General features: G+C 43.2%; 15 protein-coding genes. 11 read left to right on the plus strand and 4 right to left on the minus strand.

What is annotated here, in order from left to right:
- Positions 1-106: 106 nt before the first annotated feature.
- From cyoA to cyoD, 4 genes are read left to right on the plus strand one after another with little or no spacing between them, the layout of a single operon-like run.
- Entirely contained in the window at positions 107-1,069 is a 963-nt protein-coding gene (gene cyoA / locus ASG93_RS26610; RefSeq protein WP_056836927.1) for a ubiquinol oxidase subunit II, read from the plus strand.
- A 45-nt stretch (positions 1,070-1,114) separates the two neighbouring features.
- Positions 1,115-3,088, plus strand: a complete 1,974-nt coding sequence (locus ASG93_RS26615) for a cbb3-type cytochrome c oxidase subunit I (RefSeq protein ID WP_056836929.1) — start codon at positions 1,115-1,117, stop codon at positions 3,086-3,088.
- Positions 3,088-3,705 (plus strand): cytochrome o ubiquinol oxidase subunit III, encoded by a 618-nt coding sequence (gene cyoC / locus ASG93_RS26620; RefSeq protein WP_056836930.1) that lies wholly within the window; start codon positions 3,088-3,090, stop codon positions 3,703-3,705. Before ASG93_RS26615 ends, cyoC begins: the two co-directional genes overlap by 1 nt.
- A gap of 1 nt (position 3,706) precedes the next feature.
- Positions 3,707-4,036 (plus strand): cytochrome o ubiquinol oxidase subunit IV, encoded by a 330-nt coding sequence (gene cyoD / locus ASG93_RS26625; protein WP_056836933.1) that lies wholly within the window; start codon positions 3,707-3,709, stop codon positions 4,034-4,036.
- A gap of 135 nt (positions 4,037-4,171) precedes the next feature.
- On the opposite strand, the gene ASG93_RS36860 is transcribed toward cyoD, so the two are convergent.
- Positions 4,172-4,303, minus strand: coding sequence for a hypothetical protein (locus ASG93_RS36860; protein WP_268796061.1), 132 nt, complete (start codon positions 4,301-4,303; stop codon positions 4,172-4,174).
- A 169-nt stretch (positions 4,304-4,472) separates the two neighbouring features.
- On the opposite strand from ASG93_RS36860, the gene ASG93_RS26630 reads away from it, so the two are divergent.
- Entirely contained in the window at positions 4,473-5,951 is a 1,479-nt protein-coding gene (locus ASG93_RS26630) for a L,D-transpeptidase (protein ID WP_056836935.1), read from the plus strand.
- 109 nt (positions 5,952-6,060) lie between these two features.
- Here the strand turns inward: ASG93_RS26630 and ASG93_RS26635 are convergent, their stop codons facing one another.
- A complete protein-coding gene (locus tag ASG93_RS26635) occupies positions 6,061-7,176 on the minus strand; it encodes an aminopeptidase (RefSeq protein WP_056836937.1) in 1,116 nt (371 codons plus the stop codon).
- Between the two features lie 164 nt (positions 7,177-7,340).
- On the opposite strand from ASG93_RS26635, the gene ASG93_RS26640 reads away from it, so the two are divergent.
- Together ASG93_RS26640 and ASG93_RS26645 are read left to right on the plus strand one after the other, a co-directional pair.
- A complete protein-coding gene (locus ASG93_RS26640; RefSeq protein ID WP_056836939.1) occupies positions 7,341-7,883 on the plus strand; it encodes a hypothetical protein in 543 nt (180 codons plus the stop codon).
- Entirely contained in the window at positions 7,873-9,030 is a 1,158-nt protein-coding gene (locus ASG93_RS26645; protein WP_056837664.1) for an MFS transporter, read from the plus strand. The genes ASG93_RS26640 and ASG93_RS26645 overlap by 11 nt, the downstream gene beginning before the upstream one ends.
- A 776-nt stretch (positions 9,031-9,806) precedes the next feature.
- On the opposite strand, the gene udk is transcribed toward ASG93_RS26645, so the two are convergent.
- Both udk and ASG93_RS26655 read right to left on the minus strand, forming a co-directional pair.
- Positions 9,807-10,442 carry a uridine kinase gene (udk, locus tag ASG93_RS26650; RefSeq protein WP_056836941.1) on the minus strand — a complete coding sequence of 212 codons (636 nt, stop codon included), beginning with the start codon at positions 10,440-10,442 and terminating at the stop codon, positions 9,807-9,809.
- A gap of 114 nt (positions 10,443-10,556) precedes the next feature.
- On the minus strand, positions 10,557-10,874 hold the full coding sequence (locus ASG93_RS26655; RefSeq protein ID WP_056836943.1) for a hypothetical protein: 318 nt from the start codon (positions 10,872-10,874) through the stop codon (positions 10,557-10,559).
- A gap of 314 nt (positions 10,875-11,188) precedes the next feature.
- Between ASG93_RS26655 and ASG93_RS26660 the strand changes: the two genes are divergently transcribed.
- The 4 genes from ASG93_RS26660 to ASG93_RS26675 all read left to right on the plus strand — a co-directional run bounded on the left by ASG93_RS26660 (position 11,189) and on the right by ASG93_RS26675 (position 15,749).
- The gene (locus ASG93_RS26660; RefSeq protein ID WP_056836946.1) at positions 11,189-11,569 is read left to right on the plus strand and encodes a hypothetical protein; all 381 of its coding nucleotides are present in this window, start codon (positions 11,189-11,191) and stop codon (positions 11,567-11,569) included.
- 9 nt (positions 11,570-11,578) lie between these two features.
- Positions 11,579-13,114, plus strand: a complete 1,536-nt coding sequence (locus ASG93_RS26665; protein WP_056836948.1) for a sensor histidine kinase — start codon at positions 11,579-11,581, stop codon at positions 13,112-13,114.
- Positions 13,111-14,676, plus strand: coding sequence for a DUF3369 domain-containing protein (locus tag ASG93_RS26670; RefSeq protein WP_200984533.1), 1,566 nt, complete (start codon positions 13,111-13,113; stop codon positions 14,674-14,676). The genes ASG93_RS26665 and ASG93_RS26670 overlap by 4 nt, the downstream gene beginning before the upstream one ends.
- 221 nt (positions 14,677-14,897) lie before the next feature.
- Positions 14,898-15,749: a patatin family protein gene (locus tag ASG93_RS26675; RefSeq protein ID WP_056836949.1), complete on the plus strand. Its 852-nt coding sequence runs from the start codon at positions 14,898-14,900 to the stop codon at positions 15,747-15,749.
- The last annotated feature ends 12 nt before the right edge of the window (positions 15,750-15,761 follow it).

Here is a 15,761-nt window from a genome sequence, read left to right on the forward strand (position 1 = left end):
CGATCCTTTGACGTATTTGTTAAGTTGCGTTTGCGACAGTGTACTTTTATCAGCGAGATGATATCTTGATAATAGATCAGATTTGTTGATAGGGAGGTTAAGTAGGATGAAGAAGAGAACACTCGTACAAGCTATGCTGCCCTTTATGATGGTCGCCATCATTGTTTTATTGGCAGGCTGCAGTCATCAAGCTATGGTACTAGATCCCAAAGGACCTGTGGGTGCAGAACAGAAAGATTTGATTGTGATTTCCACTATTTTATGTACGGTAATCCTCGTTCCTGTTCTTGCTCTTACGGCATGGATCGTATGGCGGTATCGTGATAAAGAAGGTAATAAAGCATCTTATAAGCCGAATTGGGCGCACAGTACTACTTTAGAAATCGTTTGGTGGTCAATTCCCATCATTATCATTGCAGCCTTGGCTATCATAACTATTCGTTATACACATGCACTAGAGCCTTCTAAGCCGTTGAAATCCAATAAACCGCCTATCACCATTCAAGTGACATCGCTAGATTGGAAATGGTTGTTTACGTATCCGGAGCAGGGCATTGCGACCGTTAACTATTTGCAAATTCCAGAGGATACACCAATTAAGTTTGAACTGACCTCGGATGCTCCGATGAACTCGTTCTGGGTTCCGCAGTTGGGTGGGCAAATTTATACGATGTCAGGTATGAAGATGACCCTGTATCTGCAAGCCGATGAGATCGGGCATTACTTCGGAACGGGAGCGAATTTCAGCGGTGCGCATTTTGCAGATATGACGTTCGATGTGAATGCGACATCTCAGAGCGATTTCGATGCTTTCGTAGCCAAAACGAAAAAGGTTCCAACAAAACTTACGATGGAAAGCTATGAAACATTAGCAAAGCCTGGTAAGTCGGAAGTGCAGTATTTCTCCTCAGTGCCAGATGGACTTTTCGAAAAGATTGTAACGAAATATACGAATGGTCAATCCATTCACAGCGGTCATGGCAGTACGGAATCCGTGAAAGAGACGAGTAAGCCTCAAGCAACGGACAAAAATGCCCCTATGAACCATAATGACCATAGTCACAAATAGTGACAAAATGATCAATCAAAGCTTTTGAGAAAGGGAGATCAGCTCATGTTGGATAAAATAAAGCAATTCGCATCAGAGTTTTTCGTAACCGGCGATCCACTCATCCTGGGCGCTCAGGTTAGTATCGGACTCTCGATGATTGCAATGATTTTCGTGCTGTCTTATTTCAGAAAGTGGGGCTGGCTTTGGCGTGAATGGTTAACTAGTGTTGACCATAAACGAATCGGGATCATGTACATCATTTGTTCGATCATGATGCTGTTCCGCGGCGGTGTGGATGCGCTTCTAATGCGTGTACAGCTAGCAATGCCAAACAGTGAATTCCTGCAACCAGAGCACTATAACCAAATCTTCACAACGCATGGCGTGATTATGATTTTATTCATGGCAATGCCTTTGATGTTCGGTCTATTTAATATTGTAGTCCCACTGCAAATTGGAGCTCGGGACGTCGCTTATCCGTTCTTGAACTCACTTAGCTTCTGGATGTTCTTCTGGGGAGCTATGCTTTTCAATGTATCGTTCGTCATCGGCGGATCACCGGATGCAGGATGGCTCAGCTATCCGCCGCTTTCGGAAATATCGCATAGTCCTGGCGTTGGGGAGAACTTCTATATCTGGGGGATTCAAATATCCGGTATCGGCAGTTTGGCAACAGGGATTAACTTTATTGTGACTATTTTGAAAATGCGTGCGCCTGGCATGAAGTTGATGAAGATGCCCATGTTTACTTGGTCCGTATTTTCAAGTTGTATTATGATTATCTTTGCTTTCCCGATCCTTACAGTGACGTTAGCCTTATTATTCCTTGATCGTTTCCTTGGCGCCCATTTCTTCACGTTGGACGGCGGCGGGAATCCGATGATGTACATCAACTTGATCTGGATGTGGGGTCACCCTGAGGTCTACATTGTTGTCGTGCCGGCTTTCGGGATTTTCTCAGAAGTTGTTTCTACTTTCTCCAAAAAGAAATTGTTTGGTTACAAATCAATGGTTTTCGCCATGCTGATCATTAGTTTATTGTCCTTCTTCACATGGGCGCATCACTTCTTTACAATGGGATCCGGTGCGGATGTTAACGCCTTTTTCGCTATTAGTACGATGTTGATTGCAATACCGACCGGGGCCAAAGTATTTAACTGGCTGTTCACCATGTTCCGCGGTAAGATTCGTTTTACGACACCGATGATGTGGACGATTGCCTTCATTCCATGTTTCGTTGTTGGGGGTATGACAGGGGTATTATTATCTGTTGCGCCTGCAGATTTTCAATTCCATAACAGCTACTTCCTGATTGCACATTTCCATCAAGTTTTAATTGGCGGTGTAGCTTTTGGTTACTTCGCTGGACTTTACTATTGGTGGCCGAAAATGTTTGGCTTCAAGCTGAACGAACACCTAGGTAAATGGGCATTCTGGTTGTGGAACATTGGATTCTATGTTTGTTTCATGCCGCAGTATTTCTTAGGCTTAGATGGTATGACTCGTCGTACGTACACGTACGGTTTCGATATGGGCTGGGGACCGCTGAATCTCGTATCAACCGTTGGTGGTTTCCTTATGGGTATCGGGTTCATTTTCCAAGTATGGCAAATTGCCCACTCCATTAAATTCAGAGAACCGGATGTGTCCGGGGATCCATGGGATGGCCGTACCTTAGAATGGTCGATTCCTTCGCCAGCTCCGATATATAACTTTGCCGTATTGCCAGAAGTCAGCGAGGCAGATGCATGGTGGGAACAGAAGCAGAAGCTAAGTTCAACTGCCAAGCAACAAGCCAAGATCGTATATGAACCGATTCATATGCCTAAGAATTCTTCTATTCCATTCATAATGTCCGCTCTGTGGTTTTTCGCAGGATTTGGTTTTGTTTTTAATTGGATGTGGCTGACGATTCCGGCCTTAATTGGTGTTGGGATCAGTATGATTGCACGTTCGTTCAGCTATGATACGGATTATTATATTCCTGCTGATGAAGTGAAACGTACGGAAGCCGCATTGAAAGGGGCGAAAGTATAATGGCACATGCAGCCGCGCAAGGTGGGCATCACGCCCACGAACACGATCATGAACATGATCACGAGTCGCTCAAAACGTTCGGATTCTGGATATTTCTAATCACGGACTGTATCTTATTTGGATCTTTATTTGCTACGTATATGGTTCTTCATCAAAATACAAACGGGGGACCAACCCCGGAAGAATTGTTCAAGATGCCAGGTATCATTGCAGAAACCTTTATCTTGCTGACTAGCAGCTTCACAAGCGGTTTAGCCGTGCTTGGCATGCATAAAGGGAACATGAAGCAGTTAATCGGCTGGCTCGCCGTAACGGTGCTTCTGGGAGCGTCATTCGTTGGACTCGAGCTTAATGAATTCATTAACATGGTTAATCATGAGGGTGCTACTATTAGTACGAGCGCATTTTTATCAGCTTTCTTTGCATTAGTTGGTACACACGGTTTGCACGTTTCGGTTGGTTTGATCTGGATGATCGGCTTAATGCTGCAATTGAAACGCCGAGGCATCACAGCAGTTACCAAACGGAAAGTAGCGGTCATTTCCTTGTACTGGCATTTCCTTGACGTTGTTTGGATCTTCGTATTTACAGTCGTCTATTTGATGGGGGTGATGTGAGATGAAAGGGCCGCATACAGGTTCACATGAAAACCATGACGCTCATGGTTCACTGAAATCTTATATCATTGGCTTTGCGCTCTCGATCATTCTGACCATCATTCCACTCGTAGCGGTCATGAATCATATGTTAACCAAAACAGGCACGCTCGTCTTGATCCTCTTCATGGCTGTGCTGCAATTCGGTGTTCAATTGTTCTTCTTCATGCATGTGAAAGAGGGCGAGAACGCACGTTGGAATATCATGGCGCTGATCTTTGGCCTTGTCATCTTGTTAACGATTGTGGCCGGTTCGATTTGGATTATGACTTACAATCAAGTTACTCATTAAGATAAGAGGAAAGACGTTCTCACCACGATTGTCGTGTTGGGAACGTCTTTTCTATTGTAGGGCTTTAGCTGTCTTCTGATAGTCTAATGGGCTGCTGAGACGATGAATTTCATCACTAAAGTATTCGAAGTACCTCTAACACGTCGGTCTGTTACGTTCCTTAGCTTCTCGTTTTTCTTGTTGTACTGCTTTTTCTCCGAATTGATCTAAGCGAGAAGGGCTGCCTGCGGGTCCATTGTTCTTGGGCTTACTATTTCTTCCACTCATGATTTATCACCTCCGTCGATTCAGCTTTTGCTAAATGATTATCGTTCATTCAGTGTGGTAAGAAATAGTTGTCTTTCTATCCTTAACATGATACATTATGTATCAGAGATACTAAATGTATCATTCATCCAGAATGGACAAGCTATTCTATTGAATGGAGAGGAGCCGAATGATTCGCAGAAGCCAACGATTTCATAACCATCTTGACGATAATCTGATTCATCTGCATAAGAACTTGTTCATCAACCCTTCTGATCCACAATATTATGAGAAAGTGATCCGATATATTGACGCTAATTCTCCGGAAGCTCATTATAAGATCGGACAAAAATTTCAATTAAAAGGTAATTTGAAAATGGCGATTTTTCATTACAAAGAGGTACTTCGAACGTATCCATCGCCATTCTATTCGGCTGCTAATCGAGCCATTCATGAATTGGATCAACAACAAGCAGCACATGCAGCTAGTATGCAAAAGGCTTTCCCAGAGGCAGAGAAGCGATTGTTACCTCCTTTTATGAAAATAATGCTTATCGTGCTCTTTGTTCTTAATTTGATGTTAGTCTTTTTGTTTGTTGGAGATGCCCCAATCTATAAAGCGATTTCGAAAATGAAAGTCTGGGGCGTTGGAAGTGACGTTACTTATGAGACAATGGATGTCCCATTTATCATGTATCTTGATCCTGACACCAAAAATGAAGATATTGAAACAGCGTTGCATAAGCAGGCTCTGGAATTAGCCAAGGAGATGCCGAATTCCAGCATTCTAATTTATGGCATCGTTTCACAAGATAATGTGAACAAAGGGAAAACGATGCTTCTCACGAATGATGAGTTGACGAAAAGCGCCGTTGTTATCGCTCAATATCATCCCGCGACGGATCGTACAGTGAGAATTCGCTTCCTGAATTCCGAATTTGAAAAGCACCAACCGCTTAGTGCGATTGGTGCTAATTTAGTTCGTACAGCTTTGGAATCGTACCGCAAAGATTATGGTAAGGCTCCTGTTAATCTGAATGCGCTCCTGCAAGATTATCCGAATAATTATTTGAGCTTTATTCCATTAGAAGCGGTCACAGGTTCTAATGACATTTCCACGGAGTTTAACGGGCAAGGCGGGTGGGTCTATAATATCGGCGCGGCTGATGTCGAGCAGATGTTTTATGCGAATGCAGCAGGTGTTGGCAGAGTCCCTTATGAACCTGTGCATATTGAAGTCAATAAGGCTGAACATCAATTGAAACTGGTTAGCGGCAGCTATTTACTATGGGTAAAAGATATTGGTCTTGGCGCCAACGGGAGCACACCCCAAGGAGATTTCAGAGTGATGGATCGTGTGCAGCAGCCCAAAGGGAAGCATGCACAGGTGTATGGAGAAGCCGGATTGGGGCTTGGAGCGATCGCGCTTCATGGAACATTCGATGAGAGCTCGATCGGTAGGGATCAATCATTGGGCTGTATACGACTAACGAATCGGGATGTGCAACAATTATTTCAGTTTGTTCCAAAGGGCACAGTGGTTCAAATAAATCCGGCCAAATGGACTGCGATCCATAATGAGCAAGTGAAGGACACGATATTGCTCATTCCAAATAAGCTGCCATCGCTTGATCAATCTCCTGAACAGGTATTTCATTGGCTTGGTTAATCACGGTTTGTTAATGCCATTACTTTATTATTTCCTGCGAATCTCATGAAAAAAGCAGCCAAGGCTTACCGAAGAGTAGTCGGAAGCGATAGCTGCTTTTTTAGTTTAACTACATTAAGTTTTCTGGGTTGAGTTTTTCCAGTTCAGGGATGACGAAGCGTCCGTCTTTGCGAATAAGAACATCGTCAAAGTAGATTTCGCCGCCACCATATTCGGGACGTTGGATAAGTACCATATCCCAGTGAACGGAGGACCGGTTCGTATTATCCGCTGTCTCATAAGCTTGACCAGGAGTGAAGTGAATGCTGCCATCAATCTTCTCATCGAATAAAATATCTTTCATTGGATGTTGGATGTACGGATTCACACCAATTGCGAATTCGCCGATATATCGAGCTCCGTCATCCGTGTTCAAGATATCATTCAATTTCTTAGTATCATTGCTTGTAGCTTCAATAATTCGGCCATTTTCGAACCGTAATACGATGTTTTCAAAAGAAGTGCCGGAATATATCGTAGGTGTGTTATAACTGATTACACCATTAACGGAGTCCTTCACAGGCGCAGTGTATACTTCACCATCAGGGATATTTCTCAGACCAGAGCAAGGGACGGCGCCAATATTTTTGATGGAGAAGCTAACATCGGTTCCTTTGGCAACAAGGCGAACGCGGTCTGTGCGGTTCATCAGCTCGACAAGCGATTCCATAGCGGCAGCCATCTTGCTGTAATCGAGATTACATACATTGAAGTAGAAATCTTCGAAAGCCTCGGTGCTTTTGCCTGCAAGCTGAGCCATAGATGGGTTCGGATAACGCATGACACACCATTTCGTATTGTTAATTCGTTCGTCGAATAGAGGGCGCTGGAAGTATTTCAAATAGAGCTTCATTTGATCATCAGGCACATCGGAGGATTCGGTAATATTATCACCGCTACGGACTGCTACATAAGCATCCATCTGCTTCATCCGCGCAAGCTCAAATTCGGACCATTGGGTAAATAGCTCTTGTGTTCCGGTCATCTGTAAGCTTCTCAGTATTGCTGGATCACGCAGCTCGATGAAAGGTTTACCACCTACGGCATGTACTTCTTCAATGAAACATTTGGCAAGTTCGGGGTCTTTGACTCCAATCATTTCAATCAGAATGTTCTCACCAGGTTTAAGACTAACGGAATAACGGATTATATTTTGGGCAAAAGTTTGTAATCTTGGATCTCTCATTCTGTAGGTCTCCCTTAATTGAATATAGGTACTTACAAATTATATCGCAACACGCGTTCTTAAGCTAATAATGACGATGATTTCGTGGAACTTAGTAGGGTATGCTACAATATATAACAAAGCAAGACAGCTAACAATAGCAATTACAACTAGAGGAGGACGCAATGGCAAGAGATCAGATCAAAGTACCATTCGGGTACGAACCACCAGCGGAGACTCATAAAGGAACAGTCTTATTATTTGAAACATTTGAGGACTGGACGGAGACTGAAGTACACGCTTTTACCAGATGGGCGGAGGAAAGAAAGTTCGTTCGAGCTGTCTTTTATCCCCAGCATGAGGAAACGCTTCGGAGAATGGACATATCTAGTCAACTGCCCTATTATGCCCGTGTGAAGCATTTGGAAAGCCTCCTGGAACAAGTGGAAACCACCCTTCAATTGGACTTGGATAAGTGGGAAGGAAAGCGTAAGAAATACACACCGATCGATACATCTTTGAAATTTTTGACGGATAAAACGCCTGGACCCCATTTCGTATGCATGAGTGATCGCTATGCGAATCTATTCGTTACGTATCCTTCCTTCAAGGAATGGATAAAAAAAGTAAGACTCGTCATCATCAACCAATTCCATGTTCCTCTCCATGGTAAGCTGAATGATTACGCGGAAAGATGGGAAGCTGTAGATTTTGGAAATGGCTCTTAAACAACGGATATCGAACAACAAATTAATCATATTAATTATGGTCGTTATCGTAGCAGGGATGAGTCAAGGTATGCTCCTGCCGCTGCTAACAATCCTTCTGGACCGTTCGGGTGTCTCAACGCAAGCCAATGGTCTGAATGCTGCAGCGCTTTATATTGGTATTTTCTCTACAGTGTTCTTCATAGAAAGGCCCGTGCGAAGATACGGATATAAACCAGTCATCATGGTCGGGATGGGTCTAGTGATCTTGGCAACTTGTTTGTTCCCGTTATGGCAGCAGATTGGTTTCTGGTTTGTGCTTCGTTTGCTTGTGGGGATAGGGGATAGCGCCCTGCATTATGCGACGCAGTTATGGATTGTTACATCAAGCCCTAAAGAACGTAGAGGACGAAATATCTCTTTATATGGCATGGCTTATGGCGTTGGTTTTAGCTTAGGACCTATAGGAATTACCTTGCTCAAAGCTGGCAGTTGGGTTCCCTTTCTGACGACCAGCTCTTTCTTTTTAATCGTTTTGATGCTTTTGATTCAGCTGTCCAATGAAAAGCCAGAACAACTGGATAAAGTGGAGGCGGTGCACAAGCGTGCTTCAAAGGTGTTGGCAATTGCTTGGTTTCCGCTCATTACCTCCTTACTCTATGGCTATATGGAAGCCTCGATGAACAGCAACTTTCCGATTTATGGACTGCGTGCAGGGCTCTCGGAATCTAATATTGGTGTTCTGCTGCCCATCATGGGGGTAGGGGGGCTCATCATGCAGCTGCCGCTAGGGATTTGGAGTGATCGTGTAGGGCGGAGAAGTATCCTTATAGTGAGCGGCCTCGTTGGCTCCATCGCATTTCTATGTATTCCTTTTGCAGGCTCGAATCTTTGGTTGATTGGACTCTGTTTAGGCGTAGCCGGGGGCATGGTAGGCTCGTTTTTCTCACTTGGTTTGGCCTATGCGGCAGACATACTGCCTAGACATTTAGTGCCTACTGCGAATGTACTTGCTTCTATCCAGTATAGCTTAGGAAGTATAGCCGGCCCTTTAATGGGAGGACTAGCTATACGCTACATAAGCACGGCTAGTATTTTTTTCTTGATAAGCATTATCTATGTCCTATTTGCCCTATCTGGGTTTACTTTCCGGCGACAATCTGTATAAAAAAAAGGACACGAAACCTAAAACCAGGTTTGGTGTCCTTTTCAACATGAAATGTTGGGTAGCGGCGGAAACGGATGTATTCATCACTAAAGTATGGGGATGGTGCTAAAGCCGCAGTGAAAGGTCGAAAATGTAATTTTCAAATGCTTACGTCCTGAGAAAGCAGAATATGCTTTCTCGGAGGCTCGAATAGAGCTAGAGTGGCACGAGACGTCTGAAAAGGATCTCTCAGCTGCTTGGAGAGGCGAGTTAGCTAGTTTTGTGGCTTGAGAAGGCAGAAAATGCTGTCTCGGGATCTCGAATGGAGCTAGAGTGGCACGAGACGTCTGAAAAGGACCTCTCAGCCGCTGAGAGAAGGGGAGTTAGCTGGTTTTGCGTCCTGAGAAAGCAGAAAAGGCTTTCTCGGAGGCTCGAATAGAGCTAGTGTATCACGAGACGTCTGAAAAGGACCTCTCAGCCGCTGAGAGAAAGGGGAGTTAGCTGGTTTGCGTCCTGAGAAAGCAGAAAAGGCTTTCTCGGAGGCTCGAATGAGCTAGTGTGTCACGAGACGTCTGAAAAGGACCTCTCAGCTGGTTTTTTGCTTATATGATGCTGCATCAGTATTGATAAAAGAGAAGCATGAAGAATTTTCCCCTAGCCCAGCGCAGAAAATTATATGCAAAAAACCTCCTCATGCTTGTGCTTGAGGAGGTTTTCGTTCGGGCTCAATAGTTAAATATTCTTTGAATATTAAGAAGGCTTGGCAAAGTGCCATACCTTTTTCACTTGCCCATCATTTAGCCAATTTCATAGCTTGCTGCTTGATCCGTCATATACCGCTCTGTCAAAATAGTCAGCATAGAAATTCCGATTTGATTTTCTCCGCCCTCAGGAATAATAATGTCAGCATATTTCTTGGACGGCTCTATAAATGCGTCATGCATCGGTTTAACGGTCGTTAAATATTGATCAAAAACAGATTGCAGCGTACGTCCCCGTTCATTAATATCTCGGGATAGTCGGCGCAGAATACGAACATCCGGGTCCGTATCAACGAACACTTTTATGTTCAAAGCGCTGCGCAGCTCTTCGTCTGTTAAGACGTGAATGCCTTCAAGCAGCACAATCGGCTTTACCTCGATGTGAATCGTTTCTCCTGAGCGCGCATGCTGCGAGAAATCATATACAGGAATGTCTACGGCATTGCCGCTTTTCAATTCATTTAAATGCTTGAGAAGCAAGGCGTTTTCGAAGGCACGGGGATGATCATAATTAATACGTTCCCGTTCTTCTAAAGTAAGACCACTATGATGAAGATAATAATTATCTTGTGAAATTAATGTCACGTTCGTGGACCCTAGCTTGTTAATGATGGATCGAGCTACTGTAGTTTTTCCTGAACCGGTACCACCGGCAATTCCTATAACGAGCATGAAATGTAGTGCCTCCCCAAATAACTTGAAAACCTTCCTCCGTAGTTTAACATATTGTTCGTATAAAAAGAAAAAGCGATCGAATTTCGATCACCTTTTGCCTTGAAAATAACCTTATCGAATTTGCTTCGGGGTATGGAACTTCTCTTGATTGGCCCTGATATCTTGTACGGCTTGCGTCAATTGTTCCATGGTTTGCTCGATCTGCTGCCCATATTCATCGTTATTAAAAACTTGGAGCTGCTCATGTGCTTCATGAACTTGCTGTTTAGCCTCTGTAAGTGCTGCATTTGCAGATTGTATAGAGCGTGGGTTTGCTTGTGAAATGGCTACTTGCAGTTGATGCTCAGCGTCTTGAGCTTGGAGTATCGCATGATCTGCTGCGTCAATGGCGTGCTGAACCTGCCGCGAAAACTCACGGGTGTCTGTCATAGGGAAGAGCCTCCTAAGGATAATAGTAGTTGATTTTTTAAATAGAACAGTGACTTTACTACATTGCTCCAAAGTTGGGGAAATCATTCTTCGTTTGGGAAATGAAATTATTTCCTGGGGAAGCGCAAAATGTGAGCGTACTTATGATATTTCGACATGAAAAGTCAGAAAATTTCGAATACAAAATCAATTGCATAAAAAGGCTATTGTTTCCAAAATAAAAGTGGACAAACCGCTTGAATATTCTTAAGCTAGTGAAGATAGCTTTTTTTTGACATGGTTAGACAATTAGGGTCTAAATAGGGGATGAAACGATGAGAGCATGGAAAGGTTTTTGCATAATTGCGGCTGTTACACTAAGTATTTCCGGATGTGGTTCATCCAAAACCAATACAACACCGGCAAATTCGTTCACGCCTACCTTAGAGGCGAGTACCATTGTTAATGGGGATGCAGCAACCCTTCGCATTACAACTGACCTTAAGCTTTCCAAAGAGCATTATGATCAACAGCGCAAGCAAGGAGAAGGGCACGTTCATGTTTCCTTGGACAAAGCAGAAAAAGAAATCATGACGACCACTGAAAAAAAATATGAACATTTAAGCAAAGGTCCTCACGAATTAAAAGTTTCCTTACATAATAACGATCATACGCCTTACGATGTAAGCAAGACGATTACGTTTGAAGTGAAGTAGGAGCATCCCATGCCATTTCTTAAAAAGAGATTGAGCTTACAGAAAAGAATTGTTTTCGTCGTAACTGCTGTTACGGTGAGTATGCTCTCTACAATGTTGATCTTCGATACTATAAGTTTAAATCAATCCATTCGAGAAGCCTATGTGAGTCAAATAAGCGGCATGACCATTGCCATCAATGGACGCTATGAAGAGTCTCGTTCCGTTACCGATGTGCAGCAAATATTTGATTATATTCAATATAAAAATACGCGTGTTCTAGAGATGAAGTTATACGATAAAGAGGGCATTGTTCTCGCGGCTTCCAATCGTTCTGAAGTTGGTAATCAAATGCCTCTTTCTAGGGTAGTCGTTCCGAAGCAGGATCAAACCATTGTTGACCGTGTGCCTATGGCGGATACGGATAAACCGGTTGTCCGTCTAACGGCGCCTCTTCAGGAGGATGGACATGTCGTAGGTGCGGTTGAAGTTATTTTTGATTCTTCCGAGGAAGCCGCGCTGCTGTCAAAACGAACGAAACTTATTCTGATTGTGGGCTTTAGTGTTGCAATTGTTATGTCAACATTGCTTTGGCTTATTTTGCGAAGAATTGTTATTCGTCCATTAAGTCGGCTTCGTGAAGCCGCGCTTATTGTGAAGCAAGGAGGAGACCTTCCTAAGCTGCAATTCAAAGCTTCTCCTGAAATTGCTGAGGTGTCTGAAGCTTTTAATGACATGGTTAAAAATTTGGATGAGCGCTACCATGAGCTTCAACAGGTGCTAAATACCCTGCAGGTTACACAGGACCACCTTGTCCAATCAGAAAAAATGGGAGCTTTGGGTAATCTGGTTGCCGGGGTTTCACACGAAATCAATACACCAATCGGGATTGGTGTAACAGCAATCAGTTATTTAGATCAAAAGACGAAGGAATTTAAGAGCCTGTATGAGACAGGTAAAATGAAAAAGTCTGACCTTGAGCAGTTTCTATCCATTACACAAGAGACGAATGCCATGGTGCAGACCAATTTGGAACGCGCTTCTTCCTTGGTGCGCAGTTTTAAACAAATTTCTGTTGATCAAAGTGTTGAAGTCAAGCGCTCGTTTCATTTGAAGGAGTATTTAGAGGGAATCATTTCAAGCTTGAAACCTACGCTCAAGAAAACAAGGCTACGAGTAGATGTTTATTGCGATAATGAGCTGATTCTTTACACTTACCCAGGTGCTTTATCACAAATTATTACGAATTTAGTCATGAATTCTTTGAACCATGCCTATGCGATAGAGGAAGAAGGCAGTTTAACCATACGTGTTGAAGATCATCAAGACTATATTATCCTTGCCTATACCGATGACGGTAAAGGGATGACGACAGAAGTGCTAGATCAAATTTTTGATCCTTTCTTCACGACGAGCCGCGGCAAAGGCGGAACCGGGTTAGGGATGAATATTGTTTATAATCTCGTTACTCAATCGTTGAATGGAACCATTGAAGGTTCAAGTACCTTAGGACAAGGAAGTTTATTTACCCTTACAATTCCGAAAGAGGAGGAAGCCTTACAATGACAATGCAAGATGGGTTATTCGAAGAGGATGAGCTTCTTTTCGCTGAGGAAGAAGAGAACGATTCACCTAAGGAAGTGACGATCGAACAAGACCCTTGGGTCGTACTCATTGTTGACGATGAGAAACAAATCCATCAAGTGACTAAAATGGTTCTGCAAGACTTTGAATTTGATGGAAAGAAGCTGGAATTCCATAGTGCTTATTCGGCTTTAGAAGCCAAACAAATGTTAAAACAACAACCGAATGCCTCATTAGTCCTTTTGGATGTTGTCATGGAACAAGATGATGCGGGGCTGCAAATTGTTAAGTACATACGCGAAGAATTGAATAATCAGGCGATACGCATTATTTTACGTACAGGTCAACCAGGCCAAGCACCTGAACGCACGGTCATCATGGATTACGACATTAATGATTATAAAGAAAAGACAGAACTCACAACACAGAAGCTGTTCACCACAGTGGTTACGGCGCTGCGCTCCTATCGTGATATTAAAACAATTGAGAAAAGCAGATCTGGCTTGGAGGAGATTATAAAATCATCTGCTTCGCTATTCGAGCTGCAATCTATGAAGAAATTTGCTTCCGGTGTTTTAACACAAATGACATCGATCGTTAATTTACATAAAAATGCGCTTCATTGCAGCTTTGCTGTTACCAAAGGTGTTGAAGATATTTATATCCTGGCAGCGAGCGGGGATTATGCATCCAATCAAGATGAACGAGCAAGGGATGTTGTTCCTGCAGATGTGCTTGAAGAGATTGAACTTGCCTTTCATTCCAAAAAAAGCAGCTTCGCATCAGATCGCTTTGTGATTTATTTTCAAAGTAAGATGGGGATGGAAAATGTCATCTATATGAATGGATTCAAAGCACTCAGCGAGTGGGAACATTATTTAGTTGATATTTATTGTGCGAATGTTTCTGTGGCTTTCGAAAATATTTATTTAAATGAAGAACTGGAAAGCACTCAGCAAGAAATTATTTATACGATGGGTGAAATTACGGAAACGAGATCCAAGGAAACGGGACACCATGTGAAAAGAGTCGCCGAATACTCCCGTTTACTGGCCATTAAGTATGGATTATCCGAGCAGGAAGCAGAAGTCATTCGCTTGGCTTCGCCGATGCATGATGTTGGTAAGGTTGGCATACCTGATGCCATTTTAAATAAGCCTGGATCGCTCACGAGTGAAGAATTCGATATTATGAAAACTCATTCTAATCTGGGTTATGAAATGCTCAAGCATTCGAACAAGCAAGTCTTGAATGCCGCAGCTATCATCGCGCAGCAGCATCATGAGCGTTATGATGGAACTGGATATCCCCAAGGACTTCGCGGCGATGAGATTCATCTCTATGGTCGTATAACCGCTTTAGCCGATGTCTTTGACGCTCTGTGCAGTGATCGTGTTTATAAAAAGGCTTGGGAGCTTGATCGTGTTTTGGAATTACTCAAAACGGAAAGTGGACGTCATTTCGATCCAGTGATTGTAGATCTCTTCATAAAGCATTTGGATGAGTTCCTGGTCATCAAAGAGTTTTACAAGGAGCAGCGTTAAGGACATTTGTGGATTTGGATAACAGGTGTCTGCGCCGCCTTCCGTAAAATTCGCCAAAAACGCGGATTATCTGGGGTAATTCCTGAATCCGTCTAATAAAGTGGTATGAAATCTGCTTCTTTGTCTCTTTTACGGAGATGGAGGAGCATTTCTTTTAATTGACATTTCCTGTATGCTAGAAAAGGGCTGGAGACAGAGAGAAAGAGAAAGAAGGTGTGACCATGGAAGGAATTGGACTCGTACTGGAAGGCGGAGGTATGCGAGGCGTATACACCGCAGGAGTCTTGGAATACTTTATGGAACAAGATTTATATTTTCCTTATGTGGTTGGTGTATCCGCTGGTGCATGCAACGCAGTTTCGTATATTTCCAAACAACCCGGGCGTAATAAAAAAGTAACAATTGGTTATATTAGGGATCACCGATATTTAAGCTATCGCAATTTATTCCGTCATAAAAGCATTTTTGGGATGGATTTCATATTTAACGAGTTGCCAAATAAGTTGGTACCATTTGATTACGATGCCTTCTATAACTCGCCGCAGCAGTTCGCTATTGGTACAACCGATGCGCATACAGGCGAACCCATTTATTATACGAAGCATCAACTCATGCAGCAAACGATGCCGATTGTTCAAGCTTCAAGCTCATTGCCTTTTGTAGCGACACCCATTCTTTATGAAGGCCGGACCTTGTTTGACGGTGGCTTAGTGGATCCGATTCCTGTGAAGAAGTCCCTTGCTGACGGGAACAAAAAGCATGTCATCGTACTGACCAAAGAACAAGGGTATCGGAAGACCCCATTTAAACAGCGGTGGCTAGCTAAAAGCTTTTATCCAGCTTATAACGGCCTTGTAAATGTACTTGTCAATCGAAGTGAAATTTATAATGGCACCTTAGAAACCATTGAACGAATGGAAGCAGATGGAAGTGCGATCATAATACGACCTTCGTCCAAAGTAGTAGTCGGCCGTATGGAAAAGGATCCTAAGAAACTAGAAGCACTGCACGAGCTTGGGTATCAGGATGCGAAACGAATGGGATCACAGATGAAAGAATGGTTACTTAGTTGACCGTAAGGAGCT

Source organism: Paenibacillus sp. Soil787, assembly GCF_001429545.1.
Lineage (GTDB): Bacteria > Bacillota > Bacilli > Paenibacillales > NBRC-103111 > Paenibacillus_E.